We start from the raw sequence: 20,296 nt of genomic DNA, 5'->3' as shown, positions 1-20,296 counted from the left end.
AGCGATATGAAAAAGATTTCAATAGTTGCAATGGCAACAATAATGATTATAGGTTCAATGTTTACCAGTTGCGAAGCAATCAAAAACACCAATAAAACCCAAAGAGGAGCTGGAATAGGTGCTGTTGCCGGAGCCGTTCTGGGAGGTGTTCTTGGAAACAATCTTGGAAAAGGCGGTAATGGAGCAATGGGAGCTGTACTTGGTGGAGTTGTTGGTGGAGTTGCCGGTGGAGTTATTGGCAACAAAATGGACAAACAAGCAAGAGAAATAGATGCAGTACTTCCTGGAGCTGAAGTCGTTCGTGTAGGAGAAGGTATTAAACTGGTTTTGAATGAAAATGCAGTGCGTTTTGATACTAATAAATCTTCATTGACGGCCAGTGCTAAAGCAAATTTAGATAAATTAGTTCCTGTTTTTTCAGAATATCCGGATACTGATATTACGATTTACGGATATACTGACAGCACAGGTCCAGCGGATTACAATTTGAAACTTTCAGGAGAAAGAGCGGCATCAGTTAGAAATTATTTAACTAGCAAAGGGGTTTCTTCCAGTAGATTTCAAGTGACTGGTTTAGGAATTGCAGATCCAATTGCCTCCAACGAAACAGTTGATGGCAGAAGTCAAAACCGTCGTGTTGAATTTGCGATTACTGCAAACGATAAAATGATTAAAGATGCTGAATCCGAAGGAAAAAATTAAGTATAAAATACCAAAAAACAAAGGCTGTTTCGTCAAGAAGCAGCCTTTTTTTGTGTCCAAATTGCAATAAAACATTGTAAATTTGCAGTCTTAATTACAGATGATGCTCGAGATAAAAAACATATCCTTTACTTACATTGAAAAGCCCGTAATAGAAGAGGTTAGTTTTGCCATTGCAAAAGGGGAAAACGCCGCTATTATTGGCGAAAGCGGTTGCGGTAAAAGTACGTTGCTAAAACTCATATACGGATTATATGATTTGGATAACGGAACAATTACTTATAATGACAAACCTATTTTGGGTCCCAAATACAATCTGATACCGGGAGAAGATTATATTAAATATTTAGCACAAGATTTCGATTTGATGCCGTACATAACCGTTGAAGAAAATGTGGGCAAGTTCTTGTCAAATATGCATCCGGAACAAAAGCAAGCTCGAGTCCAAGAGCTGTTAGAAATGGTCGAAATGACTGCTTTCGCAAAAGTAAAAGCGAAGTTCCTAAGCGGCGGACAGCAGCAACGAGTAGCCTTGGCAAGAGTTTTAGCATTAGAACCCGAAATTATTTTGCTCGATGAACCGTTCAGTCAAATTGATTCTTTTCGGAAAAATTCGTTGCGTCGCAATTTATTTAGGTATTTAAAAGACAAAGAGATTACCTGTATTATTGCCACACATGACAGCACCGATGCATTGTCTTTCTCTGATGAAACTATTGTGGTTCAAAACGGAAAAGTGGTAGTAAAAGGAAACTCAAAAACACTGTATCAAAACCCCGCTAACAAATATATTGCTTCTCTTTTTGGAGAGGTAAATGAGTTAAAATTGTCTCAATTAATTGAACTTGTGGATGAAGCGGATCAGCCGCTTTTATTGTATCCGCATCAATTAAAAGTGGTGGACAACGCCATTATGAAAGTAGTCGTAAAACAATGTTATTTTAAAGGAAGTCATTATTTAGTCAAAGCAGCTTTTGAAAGAAGAGCGATTTTTTTTGAACATGATTCGGAATTAGCATTAAATCAGGAAGTATATTTGATGTTATCCTGATGATTAGTATTCAGTAAACAGTGCTCAGTATTCAGTGATTTTCAGTTCTGATAACTATCGAAAGTAGAAGTCGTTTTCAACTTTTATAAAAGTAGTAATAAACAAAAACCCCAAAATCAAAGTGAATTTGGGGTTTTGTGCTATGTTAATTTTTTTTGTACAACTTACTGATCACTCAATAACTGATCACTGAACCCTTTTTAGAATTAATTCTTTAAATACTTTTCTAAAAACTGGTCTTGTTCCCAAAGCAAATGCAAAATATTTTCTTTGGCTACATAACCGTGTGCTTCTTTTGGCAGAATTACCATTCTTGCCGGAGCACCTAACCCTTTCAAAGCTTGAAAATAACGTTCGGTTTGCAAAGTGAAAGTGCCCGGATTATTATCTGCTTCACCGTGTACCAAAAGCATGGGAGTTTTCATTTTATCCGCATTCATAAATGGTGACATCGTGTTATACACTTCAGGAGTTTCCCAGTAGTTGCGTTGTTCGGTCTGGAAACCAAAAGGTGTTAGCGTTCTGTTGTAAGCACCACTTCGAGCGATTCCACACGCAAAAAGATTAGAATGCGTTAGTAAATTAGCGGTCATAAAAGCACCATAGGAATGACCGCCCACAGCTACTTTTTTTCTATTGATGTATCCTAAAGCATCCACGGCATTGATGGCCGCTTCAGCATTGTCAACTAATTGCGTCATGAAATTATCATTGGGCTCCGTTGTTCCTTCGCCAATTATGGGGAAAGCTGCGTCATCAAGAACTACATAGCCTTTGGTTACCCAATATACGAACGATCCATAACTAGGAAATGTAAATTCGTTCGGGTTTTGTGTGCTTTGTCCTGCTGAATTTTTGTCTTTATATTCAGCTGGATAAGCCCAAATCAACAATGGCATTTTCTCTTTTTTGATTTTGTCATAACCAACAGGTAAATATAACGTTCCGGATAATTCAACACCATCTTTACGCTTGTATTTAATCACTTCTTTACTCACGTTTTTGATACTTTCAAAAGGATTTTTGAATGCGGTAATTGGTGTTAGTTTGTTTTTTTGTTTAATATTTCTAAGGTAATAATTTGGGTATTCATTTTTAGACTGGATTTGGACTAAAACCGTTCCTTTTTTGAAGTCTTCAATCTCCAAAACGTCTTCTTTTTTATCGGTGTAAGTCGAAGTATACAACCGTTTTGCTTGCAACGTTTTCAGATTAAATTCACTTATAAACGGGAATTGCCCGTTTTTAGTAAATCCATTACCAATAAGATATGCATTGTCATTTTCGATAGCCAAAACATACCTGTTGTATTGGTTTTTTCTGGTTTCAAAATTTCCAGGATCAGAATATACATCCTGTGAATTTCTGTCGAAAATTACTTTTGGAGCCTGACTTTGATTCGAGGGATTTATTACATACGTTTTGGTATTACGGGTATCATACCATTCATCTGTAATTATAGCCACGGTATCATTTCCCCAAATTATTCGGTCGTAGCGTTGTGGTGTTTTTACCAATGAAGTAGCGGAAAGATTAAAAGGTGCGTTCCAAAGAAAAACTTCATCTCTGAATTCCACTTTGTTTGCAGGATCTCCACCGTCTAAAGCTTCAGCATAAGCTAATGTTGCGGGTTTGTCGGTTCTCCAGCTCATGTTTCTTTTTCCTTTTCGAACGGCCATAAATCCTTTAGGAATAATCTCCGTCAGCGGCACTTCATTGACTACTTTTACTTCGTTTCCAGCTTTGTCATAGATTACTGATTTTGAAGGAAAACGACTCAACGGGATAATGTATGAAAAGGGTTTTTGAATCGTAGTCAGCATTAGATAATTGCCGTCAGGGGAAAAACTTTCTCCCGCATACATAGCTGCATTTTTGAATAAAGTTGCTGTTCCGTTCAGGTTTACTTTGTACAATTCAGAAGTCATGATGTTCTCAAAATTGATTTCATCATTCTTGTTTTTCAACATATCCGGATAAGTTCTGTTCTGCGATTTTACACCATCGGCGTTTGAAATTATCGGACCGGTTGGCAAATCTTTTTTGGCATCCAAAAGAGCTGCTCTGTTTTTTGGTAACATTTTTACCAAAATAGTTTCGTTGTCATTCATCCAGCTGAACGGACTTCCAATATTAGCATTCACTGTTGCTTCCGTTAATTTGGTGGCTTTCGCCGAAGCAACATCGATAACCCAAAGTTCTACTCCGGAAGCTGTGGTGTGCGAAAATGAGATTTTTGTATCATTTGGAGACCAACCGATAGTACTGATACGAGGATTCGTTGGCAAACCTGTAACCTGTACTTCATTTTTGTCTTTTATTTTGCGTAATTTCAGGTTGTTCACGTATGTAACAGTACTGGAAATATTTGTAATTGGATTAATCCGCAATCCACCCAAACGCAGTTCTTCTTGGTTTAAATCGTCCAGTGATTTATACGTATTTCTGTACGTAAGCAACATGTATTCTTTTTTAGTATCCATCGATACTGAAGGTGCTCTTTCATAATCCGCTAAATCCAATATGGACTGAGATGGTTTTTGATAGGTTAAGTTTTCTTGTGCAAAAGTGGTTAAGCTTAGTCCAAGAAATAAAAAAAATGGAATTTTTAACTTCATAATTTGAATGATTTTAAATTAGCATTGGCAGTATCAATAATTGGTCTAAAATAAATCAATCTTGTTACATTTGGAAACAAAAACTTTTTTTTAACGTTTGAGTCAGATCCGGATGAGGTCACAATAGTATTATTTTTAAGCACTTCAACAGATTGTATTTGTAAGTATAACAAGAAATTGCGCAAAAAAGCATAAAAGTTGTAAATTGCTAAAAAAGTAGTAATTTGTGTGCTCATATTTTCAAGTATGTTTTAAATTTGTACTCGTATTTTAATAAAATAACAATAATATATGTATCATTCAAAAATAGCAGGATTGGGTTATTATGTTCCCGAAAACGTAGTGACTAATGACGATTTGTCCAAAATTATAGACACTAATGATGAATGGATTCAGGAAAGAACTGGAATTCAGGAGCGAAGACATATTATAAAAGGAGAAGACACGACGACTTCTATGGGAGTGAAAGCTGCCAAAATTGCTATTGAGCGTTCTGGTGTTGCTAAGGAAGACATCGATTTTGTGGTTTTTGCCACATTAAGCCCTGATTATTATTTCCCTGGTCCAGGCGTTTTAGTGCAACGGGATTTAGGGTTAAGAACCGTAGGCGCATTAGATGTAAGAAATCAATGTTCTGGATTTGTTTATGCTTTATCAGTGGCAGATCAATATATCAAGACTGGCATGTATAAAAACGTATTGGTAATTGGATCAGAAGTTCATTCTACCGGATTGGATATGACCTCGCGCGGAAGAGGGGTTTCAGTAATTTTTGGAGATGGTGCAGGAGCGGCTGTTTTGAGCAGAGAAGAGGATTTGACCAAAGGAATTTTATCCACACACTTGCATTCCGAAGGGCAGCACGCCGAAGAATTAATTGTAAAAGCGCCCGGAATGGGAGGCCGTTGGATAACAGATATCTTGGCAGATAATGATCCGGATGATGAGAGTTATTTCCCGTACATGAACGGACAATTTGTATTTAAAAATGCAGTGGTTCGTTTTAGCGAAGTAATTAATGAAGGATTACAAGCGAATAATTTGCAGGTTTCGGATATTAATATGTTGATTCCGCATCAGGCAAATTTGAGAATTTCACAGTTTATCCAAAAGAAATTCAACTTGACCGATGATCAGGTCTATAATAATATTCAGAAATACGGTAATACTACCGCCGCTTCTATACCAATCGCTTTGACTGAAGCATGGGAAAAAGGCAAAATAAAATCAGGAGATACGGTTGTATTAGCCGCTTTTGGAAGTGGATTTACTTGGGGAAGCGCGATTATTAAATGGTAAATAGTAGTACAATAAATCGTATGTCGATTCCAATTGTTCTTTGATAAATAGTCTAAGCCTGCGCAAATTATTGTGCAGGTTTTTTTTATTTAAAGAGGAACCGTTATATTTATAGTTCAAAATTGATGCAACCAATAGTAATACAATCAAAATGACTAATCGTAGAAATTTTTTGAAAACAGCTGCTTTCGCTTCCGCAGCTATGGCTTTACATTCATTCAAAGGGAAACCAGAGGAAGAAAATGATTTTTCATCTAAAAAAGGAAGTAAACCTATTGTGCTTTCGACATGGAATTTTGGAATCCAAGCGAATGCAGCCGCTTGGGAAATTTTAAAAAATAACGGACGAGCTTTAGATGCTGTCGAAGCCGGAGTAAAAATTCCAGAAGCCGATCCTACGGAACGGAGCGTAGGCTATGGCGGAAGACCAGATCGAGACGGTCGCGTCACACTTGATGCATGTATCATGGATGAAAACGCCAATATAGGCTCAGTAGGATGTTTGGAGTTTATAAAACATCCCATTGCGGTGGCTCGCGCTGTGATGGAAAAAACACAGCATGTCATGTTGGTAGGTGATGGTGCTTTGCAGTTTGCGTTGTCGCAAGGTTTTGTAAAAGAAAATTTATTGTTGGAAGAATCTGAAAAAGAATGGAAAGAGTGGTTGAAAACCAGCCAATACAAACCCATTGCCAATATTGAAAATCATGATACCATTGGGATGATTGCATTGGATGCTGACGGTAATCTTTCTGGCGCATGCACCACCAGCGGAATGGCTTTTAAAATGCACGGACGTTTGGGTGATTCCCCGATTATTGGCGCTGGATTGTATGTAGACAATGAAATTGGTGCGGCCACGGCCACAGGACATGGAGAAGAAGTGATTCGGATTTCTGGTTGCCACTTAGTGGTTGAGCTGATGCGCCAAGGAAAATCACCACAAAAAGCGTGTGAGGAAGCGGTTGTCCGAATCGTAAATTTGACCCGTAAAAGAAATAAAAATGTAAAAGATATCCAAGTTGGTTTCATTGCCTTAAATAAAAAAGGAGAATATGGCTCGTATTGCATTCAGGGCGGTTTCAACTATGCTGTCCATGATACATCTGGAAACCGATTAATTGATGCCGATTATTTTTTGAAATAAATGAAAAAAGCACAACTGGAAATTGCCTGTTTTAATTTAGAATCGGCTATAATTGCTGAAAATAGTGGTGCTGACAGGGTTGAATTGTGTGTCAATAGAACAGCGGGCGGAACAACGCCAGATTTAGAACTTACTAAAATTGTTCGCGATAAAATCACCATCGACTTGAATGTTATGATTCGGCCTCGTGGTGGGAATTTCGTTTATTCTGATTCTGAAGTGGCACAAATGAAATCAGAAATCTTGGCATTCAAAAAACTTCAGGTTGATGGTTTTGTTTTTGGAATTTTAAACGAAGACGGTAGTATCAGTGAACAACAAAATAAGGATTTAGTTGCTTTGGCAAACCCATTGCCTTGTACGTTTCATCGTGCTTTTGATGGAGTAGAAAATAAATTTCAAGCACTTGAATCGCTAATCGGATGTGGTTTTAAAACCATTTTGACCTCTGGACAAGAAACAAATGTAGTTGACGGTATCGATGTTTTGGCAGCCTTAGTTAGAAAAGCAACTGACCGAATTATAATTATGCCGGGCGGCGGTTTGCGTTCTGTTAATATTACCGCATTAAAACAAAAAACAAAAGCTATTTTCTATCATTCTTCCGCAATTATTGATGCAGGGGAACTAGCAAATCAGTTGGAGATCCAAGCCATAAAAGCAAATTTAGAATCCCTGTAAAACTTTATAAATCAAAAAACCCAGAGTTGGCATACTCCGGGTTTTTCTTTTTGTAACAAACTATTAAAATGAGTTTCTTTTGATTTAGAGTAGACTAAGGAAAGGCTAGTTTGTTACAAGCATTTTGCTTTTTTTATTTAAATAACAAAAAAAAAGGTTTTATATTAATAAAAACCTTATAAAATAATAGAGAAGTTTTTATCGTTTCAAAGAAAAATGGGATTTATATTCTTTTAAAACAGAGTCCTCAGTATAGGAAATTGAAAACCAGTAATCATCCGCTGGGAGTGCATATCCATTGAAAGTTCCATCCCAACCGGAACCGTTAGGCAATAGTTCTTTCAATAGTTTTCCATAACGATCGAAAATATATAATTTTAAATTTTCTTGATTTGGTATTCCGGTGATGTTCCAGGTATCGTTAAATCCATCTCCGTTTGGAGTAAAGAATTTAGGACTGTTGATAAGTTTCACTGTTACTGGAATGGTGAAAGTTCCGCAATTGGAATCGCTGACCGTTATTTCATGAATTCCGGAACTCACATTGGTGAATACATTACGCTCTTGAGGGGAACCTCCATCTAATGAATATAAGAAATTGCTTCCATCACCTACAAATGGGACGGCAATAACAGTTATGGTTTGGTTGTCCGTGAACCACCCGCTGGTTGTATAAGTTACAGAGGCTGGTTTTGAAGATTCAATAACCGTAAAAGGGACGCTGTCAGCAGTACAGCCAAAAATGGATAAGTTCGTAACAGTGAGCGTATAGTTTCCAGGTTCATTTGTTGACAAATTCTCAGCTGTACCTACTAAAGTTCCATCTTCACTTTTCCATTCAAAGGAATATTGTGGTGCAGTAAATCCACTTTCAATCAAGGCATCGGTAGTGATTCCGGTATCAATATCGATACAAATGGTAGGAACGATAAGGACTGGTTTTGGTTTTTTGGTGATAGTAATTACCATCGGTTTTTCGGCAGGACAAATCACTGTTGCTGATGTTCCTGATTGGGCATAGCCATAAATAGTGGTTGAAACAGTGATGAAATCCCCTGGGAATTTTTCAGTGTTGTTGCTTCCTGGACCACCTGGATTAGTGAAATATCGTGTTACAGGAGCTGTATACGAAGGAAGTTCAAAAGATTCACATCTGGTTACAGGAGTAATAGGTGTTATAATTGGAGTGTTATAAATGGTGACAATAAAAGGGTCTTCATCAATGCAGGTAACTCTATTGTTGTTTTCTACATATACAAAAAGCGTTGCTGTGGTAGTTATTGGGGAATAAGGAGGCAGTAATTGCACTCCAGTTCCATAGGGACCATTTGAAGCGGTGTAATAACTTCCAATCCCTACTATGGTTGGTAAATTAAAACTATTGCAGGCATATTGATCTGCTATGTCATTTACAAAAGTGACTAAAACATATATGCTGTATTCCGATACACAGCTGTTAGTGACGGTAGCAGGAGCATAAACATAGATTGTTTTTGAGGTTTTCAAAATGGTACCGGGAGGTAAAACAGGATTTGTGGGCGATGGTCCGCCTGCAAATTCGTAATATTCTCCGTTTATCAAATTATCTAAAATATAATTTTGGCCACATCGAATAACTTCAACCGGTTTTGCATCAATTGCAGGCGATTTATTAATGGTAATTAAGAATTCTTCTTGCACATAACAGGGTCCGGAAGTAGCTTTGTCATAAAAATACATGATTTGCGTTGTCGTTACAGGATAGCCCACTGGCCGAAGCGCACCGGTTCCTAAAGTTCCCGTGAAATAATTTCCTGAATGTGCTACTGCAGGTAAATAATAGACGTCGCAATGCGGATCTGTATCTGCTAATACTGGTAAAGGAGTAATATTTACCGTAATGGTAAAATCTAAATTATCGGTACACGTTTGACCTGTGACATAAAACCAAAGTGTTGTAGTGGCATTAATGAATGTTCCGGCAGGAATAACTGTTCCGCCACCCGCAGGAGCAGTTCGATATTCTCCTACTGTTAATGCAGGCAGTTTGTAGGCAGAACAGGAATTTACATCTGTTGGAGGCGTTATGCTTAATAGATTAATAAAAACTTTAAATGTTTTTTCATCAGCACAATTTTTTGGAGACGTAGCTGTTTCTTTATAGACGTAGATTTGAGTAGTTGTATTTATTACTGTTCCTGCAGACAAAAGAGATCCGCTCTTGCTACTGCCTGTATAGTAGACGCCGCCATTGAGATCCGCCGGCAGGATATAGGATGTACATGCAAATTGATTTACATAATTCGGCAATGCAGTAAAGGGTATTATTGTGATGTCAAAAGGGTTTTCTTGTGTACAAGACGGGGTAACCGTAGTATCCTCAAACCATACATATATCCTGTTTATTCCCGGAGTATTTATTGTGGATCCAGCAGCTAATTGTGTGTTTCCTGGGGCGCTACTGCCTCCGCTTTGAGTGAAATATTTACCATAGGGCAAAAGCGGAAGCTTATATTTTGTACAATAGGTTTCAGAAGCGGGTGTGATAGTACTTAAATTTGCAATAGTAATATTAAAAGAATCTTGGTTGGTACACACTCCGGATTGATTGAAAACATATAAATTAGTTGTCGTTGTAGATATCACGTTTCCGGCAAAAAGTTGTGTTCCAGTTCCACTAGTTCCAGTCCAATATTGTGCTCCGGCATTTAGCAATACAGGTAAGGTATAAGACGTACAAACAAACACATCGTTTAATACATCGACTTTAGGTAATGGAGATACTAATAATTGAAAACTAGTAACAACATAACAATTAGGATTTGTAATATTTTGTAAACGCACCCACAACGTTGCACTTGGCGATAACAATTGGTTGCTCGAATTTAGAGTTATGATGTTTGCATTGTTATTAGCTCCTACTAATGAGGAGTGAAAAGTAAGTATCTTGTCCGAGGTATTTTGAGAACCTATGATCGATGCAATTTGTGACGTCAAATTGAAATTAGCTTTTAAAGGGCTTTCAGATAAATTTCTGGAGCATAATGTTGCAGCTGCCGGGGTATTTGCAATTTGTGGTGGCGGAACAATAAGCAATTGGAAAGACCTGATTTCATAGCATAATGTATTTGGGTTTTGAATTCTGACAAAAATTTGCTTGCCACTTTCAATACTCGCAATCGTCTGAAGGATTGGTACTGTGCCAGTATTCCCAATGGCATCTCCATTAGTTAGGTGATAGGAAATAATAGTGTCTGCGGGCAAATCATCTAAAACACCAGCTGTTCCGGACGATTGGTTAACGCCGGCTAGAATGATTATGCTGTTTTTATTTAAATCAAAATCAGAGGATGAAGCTCCGGTATCACAGGCGTAAATGTTAGGAACGGTATTTAATACACCAATCTTAGGATAAATTTCTATAATGATTTCATCGGTAACCGCGATGCATTCAGGTTCTTTATACGTGACACTGTAGGTATGAATTCCGGAACTAACCAGTGGAGTAATTGTGTTGAGGTCTAATGTTTCTCCTGTTTGTGCCGGAAAAAATGCTATTCCTTGTTTTTTCCATACAAAAGTGGTTCCGGGACTTAAACCCATTGCAGATAATGTTGGTAAAGTATTTCCAGGACAAATAGCAGTATTGTTCGCCACAGTGTAATCAAATCCTAATACATCTTGTCCGATGTTAAAGCTATTTGCTTCTAAAAAAATGGCAGAATCATAACCTGTATTATTTCCTCCATCGGCAATAACTAATTTGATGCGATAAATATGGTTAATATCTAAACCGGTCGCTGAAGCTAACATTGAAACAGTTTGTCCATTAAAATTTATTGCAGGACCAAATCCACTGCCGTTAAAAGCTCCAAAATAGTTAGGATTGGCAGAAGGACAATTCTGATTATAGGCATCATCTCTTATTGTCTCCACAGAAACCGGAACAGTTGTATTTGGAATTACGGCTAAATTTATATTTGAACTTCCAGCCGTTACATCTTTTAAAAGAAATGCAAATGCATCAGAGAAGTTACATTGGGAGGTTCCGTACTCTTCTGAAGCAAAAACAAAGGAGAAATTAAAATTAGGTGTTTTTGGTTGAAAATCAAATTCAATGTAACTCGCATTTATAGAATTAATAGTTATTCCTGATTGAAAAAGTAAATTTCTTTCCAAATCAGTATCGCCCAGCCAAGCTGAATTACCATCACTTAAAATAGTAGTATTGGGACTGATAATTTTATTAACATCTCCGGTACTCAAAACGACACCATTTGCGAACGGGAAATTTGCATTGCTGTTTTCAAAGTAACCAATACCATTTGTTGAGCCATAAAACGAACCGGATTTATAAGTGACATTGGTTCCGGATACACAAGGTGAATTGATTAAGATATCATTAATCAATTGATCCGCCGTGTAAGTAGATGTATTGATTGTTACCGATTGTGAAAAACAAACGGCATTAAATAATAATAAAAACAGGAGTTGAATTTTTTTCATATTATTAATTAATTGCATATTTCAAATATACAAAAAACCGATAAAAAGTAAATTAATACGATGCAATAGTATTTTTAAACATATTTGTAATTTTAATCCTATAATTTACTAAAAATTCTTTTCTGAAGAATAGAATCTTTAGTAATGCTATTATGAGTTTCCATATCGATTTTCTAAATGATTTTTCTAATTAAATACTATATTTGTAACCTTAAAATAAACACATAAAATGACATTATCACAAATTCTTACGCCTTCGATCGAAAAAGCGGTTCAAGCCATATTTGGCATTGCTATTGACAAAGTAGAATTTCAAACTACACGCAAAGAATTTGAAGGAGATATCACTGTGGTTATTTTCCCATTATTGAAAGTAGTCAAAAGTAATCCTGTAGAGCTAGGGAATAAAATAGGAACTTATTTGGTCGAAAACATGGTAGAAGTGAGTCGATTTAATGTTGTTTCAGGATTTTTAAATATTGTTATTTCTGATGACTATTATTTGGATTTCTTTAATGAAATAAAAGACGATTTACGCTTTGGTTTCGTTACTCCATCCCGAAGCGTCGGGACTGAAGACAAAGCCGTAATGGTGGAATATTCTTCACCAAACACCAATAAGCCATTGCATTTAGGTCACGTACGCAACAATCTTTTAGGATATTCGGTGGCAGAGATTATTAAAGCTTCTGGTAAAAAAGTGTACAAAACCCAAATCATTAATGATAGAGGAATCCATATTTGCAAATCGATGTTGGCTTGGCAAAAATTCGGAAACGGAGAAACTCCAGAATCAACAGGATTAAAAGGAGATAAATTAGTTGGTAATTATTATGTTGCTTTTGATAAAAAGTACAAAGAAGAAATAGCGCAATTAATAAGCGCAGGTAAAACAGAAGAAGAAGCAAAGAAACAAGCACCAATTATTTTGGAAGCGCAAGAAATGTTACTAAAATGGGAAGCAGGAGATGAACAGGTAATCACGCTTTGGAAAACTATGAACCAATGGGTTTATGACGGTTTTGCTATTTCGTATAAAAACCTTGGAGTCGATTTCGATAAATATTATTACGAAAGTAATACCTATTTATTAGGAAAAGATGTTGTTCAGATTGGTTTAGACAGAGGCGTTTTCGAAAAAGATCCGGATGGTTCCGTGTGGATTGATTTAACGGACGAAGGTTTAGACCGTAAAATTGTATTGCGTTCTGACGGTACTGCAGTTTATATGACGCAAGATATTGGTACGGCAATCCAGCGTGTGAAAGATTATCCAGATGTAGGCGGAATGGTTTATACCGTAGGAAATGAGCAGGATTATCACTTTAAAGTGTTGTTTCTTATCTTGAAAAAATTAGGTTTTGATTGGTCTAAAAACCAATTTCATTTATCATACGGAATGGTAGATTTGCCTTCTGGAAAGATGAAAAGCCGTGAAGGAACGGTTGTTGATGCCGATGATTTAATGCAGGAAATGATAGATACAGCGCAAAAAATAGCAGAAGATTTAGGGAAATTAGACACCTATTCTGCGGAAGAGAAAAGTGAGCTATATAAAACTATTGGTTTGGGTGCTTTGAAATATTATATTTTGAAAGTAGATCCTAAAAAGCGAATCCTATTTAATCCCGAAGAATCGGTAGATTTTGCCGGAAATACCGGTCCGTTTATTCAATATACGTATGCCAGAATTCAATCTATTATTCGTAAAGCGAATTTTGATTTTTCGAATAAATCAAAAGTTGCAATACTTCATGAAAAAGAGAAAGAATTGGTGAAACAGTTAGCGTTGTTTCCTGAAGTGATACAAAATGCAGCACAGCATCACAGTCCGGCTTTGCTTGCAAATTTTACCTATGATATAGTTCGGGAATACAACTCATTCTATCAGGCGGTTCCTATTCTTGGCGAAGAAGATTTCGAAAAGAAAATTTTCCGAGTTCAATTATCTAAAAAAGTAGCAGATACTATAGCGGCTTCCTTTAAACTATTGGGTATTAGTGTGCCAGAAAGAATGTAATAGTGGCATATTTTTTGCGTTAATAATTACTTAATAATTTAAAAATACGATTATGAAAAAAATTTCAATCTTAGCTTTACTTGCACTTGTAATAAGTTCTTGTACAAATGATCCCGCTTCAGGAGGGAATGTAACCTTGAAAGCCTCCGCGGTGTCTACAACAGCTAAGACTTCTCTAAATTCTCGTACTGCTGCCTCTACAGTAGTTTTTACTGATTTTAAAATTAATATTGGGAATATCGAATTTGAAACCGACATGGAAGATGCGATGTACAGTATGGATCCTAAATATGATGACGTTAAACTTAATGGGCCATTTTTATTAGACTTGCTTGATCCAAACCTAACGTTAAGTCCATTTATTACTTCTGTAAATGTTCCGAATGCGAGATATGAGGAAATCGAATTTAAATTCGAAAAATCTACTTTACTTGATGAAATGAATGGTAAGACTTATTTGATTAAAGGAACCATAAATGGGAAACCATTTATTATCTGGAGCGATGAGGATGCCGAACTTGAATTGGATTTTGAAGACCAAAACAAAGATTTCACTATCAACAGTAATGATTTGTCTTTAAACATTAAAATACATCTTGATGCTTTAATGAATAAATTAACAACTTTGGCAGACCAAGGCCTATTATTAGATACCGATGGAGACGGAGTTATCGAAATTAGTACTGGTAATGAAGATAGTCACAACGATATTGGCGACTTCATAAAAAATTTACTAGAAAATGAAACAGATTTAGACGACAACGATTAATCTAAAGTTAATTGATCGTATAATAAAAGAGGCTATCTGAAGAAGATAGCCTCTTTTTATTTATAATACTATTTAAACTTCAAAATCAAATGCTTAAATTTGCGCCTTAATTAAAGAGAAAAAAAAGTATGTTCGATAATTTAAGCGATAAACTAGATAAAGCCTTTCATATACTTAAAGGTCACGGAAAAATCACGGAAGTAAATGTAGCCGAAACGTTGAAAGAAGTTCGAAGAGCCTTGCTTGATGCGGATGTCAACTTTAAAATCGCCAAAGATTTTACCACCAAAGTAAAAGAAAAAGCAATTGGACAGGATGTATTGACAACGCTTCAACCTGGACAATTACTAGTAAAGTTAGTAAAAGATGAATTGACAGAATTAATGGGTGGTGATGTTGCCGGAATCAATCTTTCCGGGAATCCAACGGTTATTTTGATGGCTGGTTTGCAAGGTTCGGGGAAAACTACTTTCTCGGGGAAATTAGCGAATTATCTTCTTACAAAAAAGAACAAAAAACCACTTTTGGTGGCCTGTGATATTTACCGTCCAGCGGCAATTCAACAATTATATGTAGTTGGAGATTCGATAGGAGTGGAGGTATATTCTGAGCCAGAAAATAAAAATCCGGTTGAAATTGCTCAAAACGCAATCAAACATGCAAAAGCAAATGGATTCAATGTCGTGATTGTCGATACTGCTGGTCGTTTAGCTGTCGATGAGGAAATGATGAACGAAATAGAACGTGTTCATAAAGCCATCGAGCCACAAGAAACCTTGTTTGTAGTGGATGCAATGACCGGACAAGATGCTGTGAATACAGCAAAAACCTTCAACGAAAGATTAAATTTTGATGGAGTTATTTTGACTAAATTGGATGGAGATACGCGTGGTGGAGCAGCAATTTCGATCAAATCAGTTGTTAATAAGCCCATTAAATTCGTAGGTACAGGGGAAAAGATGGATGCCATTGATGTGTTCTATCCAATTCGTATGGCCGAAAGAATTTTGGGAATGGGAGATGTTGTGTCTTTGGTCGAAAGAGCCCAAGAGCAATTTGATGAAGAAGAAGCACGAAAAATACAAAAGAAAATTGCCAAAAATGAATTCGGTTTTGATGATTTCCTTTCTCAAATTCAACAAGTAAAGAAAATGGGTAATATGAAAGATTTGGTTGGAATGATACCAGGTGCTTCAAAAGCCATGAAAGATGTGGAAATAGAAGACGATGCTTTCAAACATATTGAAGCCATTATTCACTCGATGACTCCAGTTGAAAGGAGCAAGCCGGCTCTAATTGACGTGAAAAGAAAAGCCCGAATTGCTAAAGGCTCCGGTACCAAAATCGAACAGGTGAATCAATTGATGAAACAGTTCGAACAAATGAGCAAGATGATGAAAATGATGCAAGGGCCAGGAGGTAAAAACCTTATGAAAATGATGGGTGGTATGAAAGGTGGAATGCCAGGAATGAGATAAAATGAGTCAAAAGCCGAAAGTCTTAAAGTTGTAATGACTTTAAGACTTTCGGCTTTAATACATTAAACTAAATAAAAATGCAATTACTAGACGGAAAAAAAACTGCGGAAGATATAAAAAGCGAGATTGCTATTCAAGTGCAGAAAATGAAAGCTGACGGGCAGAAAGTGCCCCATTTAGCAGCGGTTCTTGTTGGATCAAACGGCGCAAGTTTGACTTATGTTGGCAGCAAAGTAAGATCATGTCAACAAATAGGATTCGAATCTACATTGGTTTCTTTAGCGGAAGACATCTCGGAAGTTGAATTATTGGCAAAAATCAAAGACCTCAATGAAGATGATGAATTAGACGGTTTCATTGTTCAATTGCCTTTGCCCAAACACATCGACGAGCAGAAAATCCTGATGGCTATTGATCCTGATAAAGATGTGGATGGATTTCATCCAACCAATTTTGGAAAAATGGCTTTAGAAATGGAAACGTTTTTGCCCGCAACGCCTTATGGAATAATGGAATTGTTAGAACGTTACAAAGTAGAAACAGCGGGCAAGCATACTGTCGTTATTGGGCGAAGCCATATTGTGGGTCGACCAATGAGTATTTTGATGAGTCGCAAAGGTTATCCAGGGGATTCAACTGTAACTCTTACGCACAGTAGAACCAAAAACATAGAAGAATACACTAAAAATGCCGATATCATTATTACGGCTTTAGGAGTTCCTAATTACCTAAAAGCAGATATGGTGAAAGAAGGTGTTGTGGTTATTGATGTGGGTATTACCAGAGTGGAAGATAGTTCACATCCAAAAGGATATGTGATTACCGGTGATGTTGATTTTGAAAATGTAAGTAAAAAAGCATCGTTTATTACTCCGGTTCCGGGTGGAGTAGGACCTATGACCATTGCAATGTTATTGAAAAATACGCTTTTGGCACGGGAAATGAAAAGAAATAAATAAAGAGAAAATAGTTTTGATTGAAAGCCTTAGACACCAGTTTAAGGCTTTTTTTAGTTTAAAAATGTATAAAATTCTGATAATTGAAGCAGAAATAGAATTTAAAGAATACTTTTGTACCACTTAAAAAACCCTTTAAAATGGACGATTATTATTCGGAAATGTTGAACTAATATAGCGCTTGAACGATTTTCAAGAGGCTGTACATAAACCTATAGAATTTTTGAAATGAAAGCTTTTTACAAAAACAATAACGGATTAATTGCCACCGCTGAATGGACTCCAAACTGCTGGATAAATATTGAATGTCCTACCAAAGCCGAAAAAAAATATTTACTCGACGAATTACAAATTCCCGAAGCATTTTATAACGACATTGAAGATATTGACGAAAGACCAAGGATAGAAATTGAAAATGGTTGGACTTTGATTATCATGCGAATTCCTGTGAAAAGTAATGATGTGAAGTTGCCTTTTCATACGATTCCTGTTGGAGTTGTTTTTAAAGGAGAAGTTTGTATTACCATCAGTTTTCATAAAACGGAAATGCTTACTGATTTTGTAACCTATACCAAACGCAAGAACATCAATATTAAAGACAACTTCGATTTAGTGCTCAAATTATTACTTTCCTCCAGTGTTTGGTTTTTGAAATATTTAAAGCAAGTCAATCAAAAAATAAGATTAGCCGAGGACAATTTAGAAAAGTCAATTAAAAATGAAGAATTACAAGCGTTGCTTCAAATAGAAAAATGTTTGGTATTCTTTATGACATCCTTGAAAGGGAATGATATCCTATTGCATCGAATCAAGAATATAAAGTCCCAAAAAGAATATTTTGATTTAGATTTACTGGAGGATGTTGAAATTGAATTGCGTCAGGCACAGGAAACCACTAATATTTATAGCGACATCTTAACGGGAACTATGGATGCGTACGCTTCTGTGATTTCTAATAACATGAATGCGATTATGAAGCAGATGACTTCGATTTCGATTATTCTGATGATTCCAACATTGATTGCCAGTTTGTACGGAATGAATGTGCCTAATGATTTAGAAGACAATCGTTATGGAATCTGGATTGTCATTTCTGTATCTGTTTTATTATCTGCTTTTGGTGTGTTTTTGTTCAAAAGAAAAAGATGGTTTTGATAGAAATAGATTTCAACTTTAAATTTCACTATTCCTGAGACTATGGATTTACTTTAATAGTGTATCAAAAAGTTTTAATTTTCCAAAATAATGATTTTGAAATAAAAGTATAATACTATGTTTAGGGTTAAATAATAGCTGTATACACCAAATAATGGTCTTTTTTAGAGTTAAAGCGCCTTGTTAATGATGGCTTTATGAAATATTTTTCGCATAATTTAGGATAGGCCAAATTTATAAACTACATTTATTTCTCAAATAAATTACTATCTAATGAGAAAAAAATTACTGTTTTTATTCGTACTTTGTTTTGGTATCACTCACGCTCAAAAGGACTACCTGAGCTATGAAAACCTTACTAAAAGTCTAAAAGAGCTTGACGCCAAAAGTAAATATTGCACTGTAAAATCAATTGGTAAAAGTAGTGGAGGCAGAGAAATATGGGTAGTAACAATTTCCGAATCAACCACTCCAAAACCAGCTTTGCTTATCACAGCCGGGCTTGACGGAAAATACCGTGCTGGTACACAGATCACCTTAAAAATGATTGATAACGTATTGAAAAACGACAAGTTAGTTGCGATTTTAAAAGAAAAAACGATTTATTTTGTTCCTGCTGTAAATCCGGATGCCATAGATGCTGCTTTTGGTGCTGTAAAAATGGAAAAGCGCGGTAACGATACCAAAACAGATGATGACAGAGACGGTAAAATAGGCGAAGACCCTTTTGAAGATTTAAATAAAGATGGTTTAATTACGCAACTTCGGATTGAAGATGTAACAGGAAGTTTCATTGAAAGCCCAGAGGATTCCCGTGTTTTAATAAAAGCAGATCCAACAAAAAATCAGGTTGGCAAGTATGTTTTAATTTCAGAGGGAATTGATACCGATAAAGACGGAATGTTTAATGAAGATTTTTCAGAAGGAGTCAATATCGACAAAAATTTTACTTTTGATTATCCTGCTTTCGAAAAAGGGGCAGGAGTTTATGTAGCTTCTGAGCCAGAAACCAGGGCACTTCTTGATTTTTTATATTTGAATCAGAATATTTATGGTGTACTTACTTTTGGGATGCACAATAATTTATCTGAGACTCCAAAGTATGATAGTAAGTTAGCTAGTTCTAGAATTATTAAAGGATGGTTAGAAAAAGATAGTAAAGCAGCAGAGCAGGTTTCTAAATTATATACCCAAAAAGCGACAATCAAAGGCGGCCCTAAAATGCCGATGACCAAAGGAAATTTTGCGCAAACCGCTTATTTCCATGCAGGGAGATTCAGTTTTTCAACACCAGGCTGGTGGGTTCCTAAAGTAGAGGCTAAAAAAGATTCGCTGTATTCTAAATTAGAAAAGCCAGCAGAAAAAGATAAAGAGGAATTGAATTCAGAAGTCTCTTTTTTAAAATGGGCTGATAGCCAAAATATAAAAAATGTTTTTGTTGACTGGTCAGTTATTAAACATCCTGATTTTCCAAATCAAAAAGTAGAAGTAGGAGGTTTTATCCCTTATGCTCTGAACAATCCACCTGTGAAATTTTTAGAAGAAACAGCGAATAAACATGTGCTTTTTGTGGAAGAACTTTTGGCAGCCATGCCAAAAATTGAAACAAATGTTCCCGAAGTAGAAAAGATAAAGGAGAACTTATACCGCGTCACTATAAAAGTGGCCAATAAAGGGTTGCTGCCTACTTATACTGAAATAGGAGATAAAATCCGATTTGTTTCTAAAATGAAAACAGAAATTCTACTCCAAAAAAATCAAATCATGGTTTCTGGCAGGAAATATTTTATCCGTAATAGTATGCAAGCGGATGAATCAGAGGAATATTCATGGCTGATTTCAGGTACAGGAAAAGTGACGATCACTACAGGTTGTGCCACTGCAGGATTTAAAGAGGTAATTGCTGATTTGAAATAATAAGTTGACTTCAAAAAA

General features: G+C 36.2%; 13 protein-coding genes. 11 read left to right on the top strand and 2 right to left on the bottom strand.

Features of this window, described 5'->3' with window-relative positions; all coding sequences use genetic code 11:
• The first annotated feature begins 6 nt into the window (after nucleotides 1–6).
• A complete protein-coding gene (locus EKM05_RS10665; protein WP_126461562.1) occupies nucleotides 7–702 on the top strand; it encodes an OmpA family protein in 696 nt (231 codons plus the stop codon).
• A 103-nt stretch (nucleotides 703–805) separates the two neighbouring features.
• Nucleotides 806–1,753, top strand: coding sequence for an ABC transporter ATP-binding protein (locus EKM05_RS10660; protein WP_126461605.1), 948 nt, complete (start codon nucleotides 806–808; stop codon nucleotides 1,751–1,753).
• Between the two features lie 206 nt (nucleotides 1,754–1,959).
• Here the strand turns inward: EKM05_RS10660 and EKM05_RS10655 are convergent, their stop codons facing one another.
• Nucleotides 1,960–4,371, bottom strand: coding sequence for a prolyl oligopeptidase family serine peptidase (locus EKM05_RS10655; protein WP_126555083.1), 2,412 nt, complete (start codon nucleotides 4,369–4,371; stop codon nucleotides 1,960–1,962).
• Nucleotides 4,372–4,662: 291 nt separating this feature from the next.
• On the opposite strand from EKM05_RS10655, the gene EKM05_RS10650 reads away from it, so the two are divergent.
• The 3 genes from EKM05_RS10650 to EKM05_RS10640 all read left to right on the top strand — a co-directional run bounded on the left by EKM05_RS10650 (nucleotide 4,663) and on the right by EKM05_RS10640 (nucleotide 7,498).
• A complete protein-coding gene (locus tag EKM05_RS10650; RefSeq protein ID WP_126453562.1) occupies nucleotides 4,663–5,670 on the top strand; it encodes a 3-oxoacyl-ACP synthase III family protein in 1,008 nt (335 codons plus the stop codon).
• 151 nt (nucleotides 5,671–5,821) lie between these two features.
• Nucleotides 5,822–6,817, top strand: coding sequence for an isoaspartyl peptidase/L-asparaginase family protein (locus EKM05_RS10645; RefSeq protein WP_126555081.1), 996 nt, complete (start codon nucleotides 5,822–5,824; stop codon nucleotides 6,815–6,817).
• The gene (locus tag EKM05_RS10640; RefSeq protein WP_126555079.1) at nucleotides 6,818–7,498 is read left to right on the top strand and encodes a copper homeostasis protein CutC; all 681 of its coding nucleotides are present in this window, start codon (nucleotides 6,818–6,820) and stop codon (nucleotides 7,496–7,498) included.
• A 198-nt stretch (nucleotides 7,499–7,696) separates the two neighbouring features.
• Here the strand turns inward: EKM05_RS10640 and EKM05_RS10635 are convergent, their stop codons facing one another.
• Nucleotides 7,697–11,983, bottom strand: a complete 4,287-nt coding sequence (locus EKM05_RS10635) for a T9SS type B sorting domain-containing protein (protein WP_158615148.1) — start codon at nucleotides 11,981–11,983, stop codon at nucleotides 7,697–7,699.
• A gap of 229 nt (nucleotides 11,984–12,212) precedes the next feature.
• Here EKM05_RS10635 and argS point away from each other — a divergent pair, with 229 nt between their 5' ends.
• The 6 genes from argS to EKM05_RS10605 all read left to right on the top strand — a co-directional run bounded on the left by argS (nucleotide 12,213) and on the right by EKM05_RS10605 (nucleotide 20,278).
• Entirely contained in the window at nucleotides 12,213–14,003 is a 1,791-nt protein-coding gene (gene argS / locus EKM05_RS10630) for an arginine--tRNA ligase (RefSeq protein WP_126555075.1), read from the top strand.
• Nucleotides 14,004–14,055: 52 nt separating this feature from the next.
• Nucleotides 14,056–14,772: a hypothetical protein gene (locus EKM05_RS10625; RefSeq protein ID WP_231507371.1), complete on the top strand. Its 717-nt coding sequence runs from the start codon at nucleotides 14,056–14,058 to the stop codon at nucleotides 14,770–14,772.
• Between the two features lie 128 nt (nucleotides 14,773–14,900).
• On the top strand, nucleotides 14,901–16,250 hold the full coding sequence (ffh, locus tag EKM05_RS10620) for a signal recognition particle protein (RefSeq protein ID WP_126461544.1): 1,350 nt from the start codon (nucleotides 14,901–14,903) through the stop codon (nucleotides 16,248–16,250).
• A gap of 77 nt (nucleotides 16,251–16,327) precedes the next feature.
• Nucleotides 16,328–17,209, top strand: a complete 882-nt coding sequence (locus EKM05_RS10615) for a bifunctional 5,10-methylenetetrahydrofolate dehydrogenase/5,10-methenyltetrahydrofolate cyclohydrolase (RefSeq protein WP_126453576.1) — start codon at nucleotides 16,328–16,330, stop codon at nucleotides 17,207–17,209.
• A 225-nt stretch (nucleotides 17,210–17,434) separates the two neighbouring features.
• On the top strand, nucleotides 17,435–18,361 hold the full coding sequence (locus EKM05_RS10610; protein WP_126555073.1) for a magnesium transporter CorA family protein: 927 nt from the start codon (nucleotides 17,435–17,437) through the stop codon (nucleotides 18,359–18,361).
• 273 nt (nucleotides 18,362–18,634) lie between these two features.
• Nucleotides 18,635–20,278 carry a M14 family metallopeptidase gene (locus tag EKM05_RS10605; protein ID WP_126555071.1) on the top strand — a complete coding sequence of 548 codons (1,644 nt, stop codon included), beginning with the start codon at nucleotides 18,635–18,637 and terminating at the stop codon, nucleotides 20,276–20,278.
• Nucleotides 20,279–20,296 lie beyond the last annotated feature (18 nt).

It is taken from the genome of Flavobacterium sp. GSP27, assembly GCF_003970395.1.
GTDB lineage: Bacteria > Bacteroidota > Bacteroidia > Flavobacteriales > Flavobacteriaceae > Flavobacterium.
This window is presented reverse-complemented; position numbering and strand designations above follow the sequence as displayed.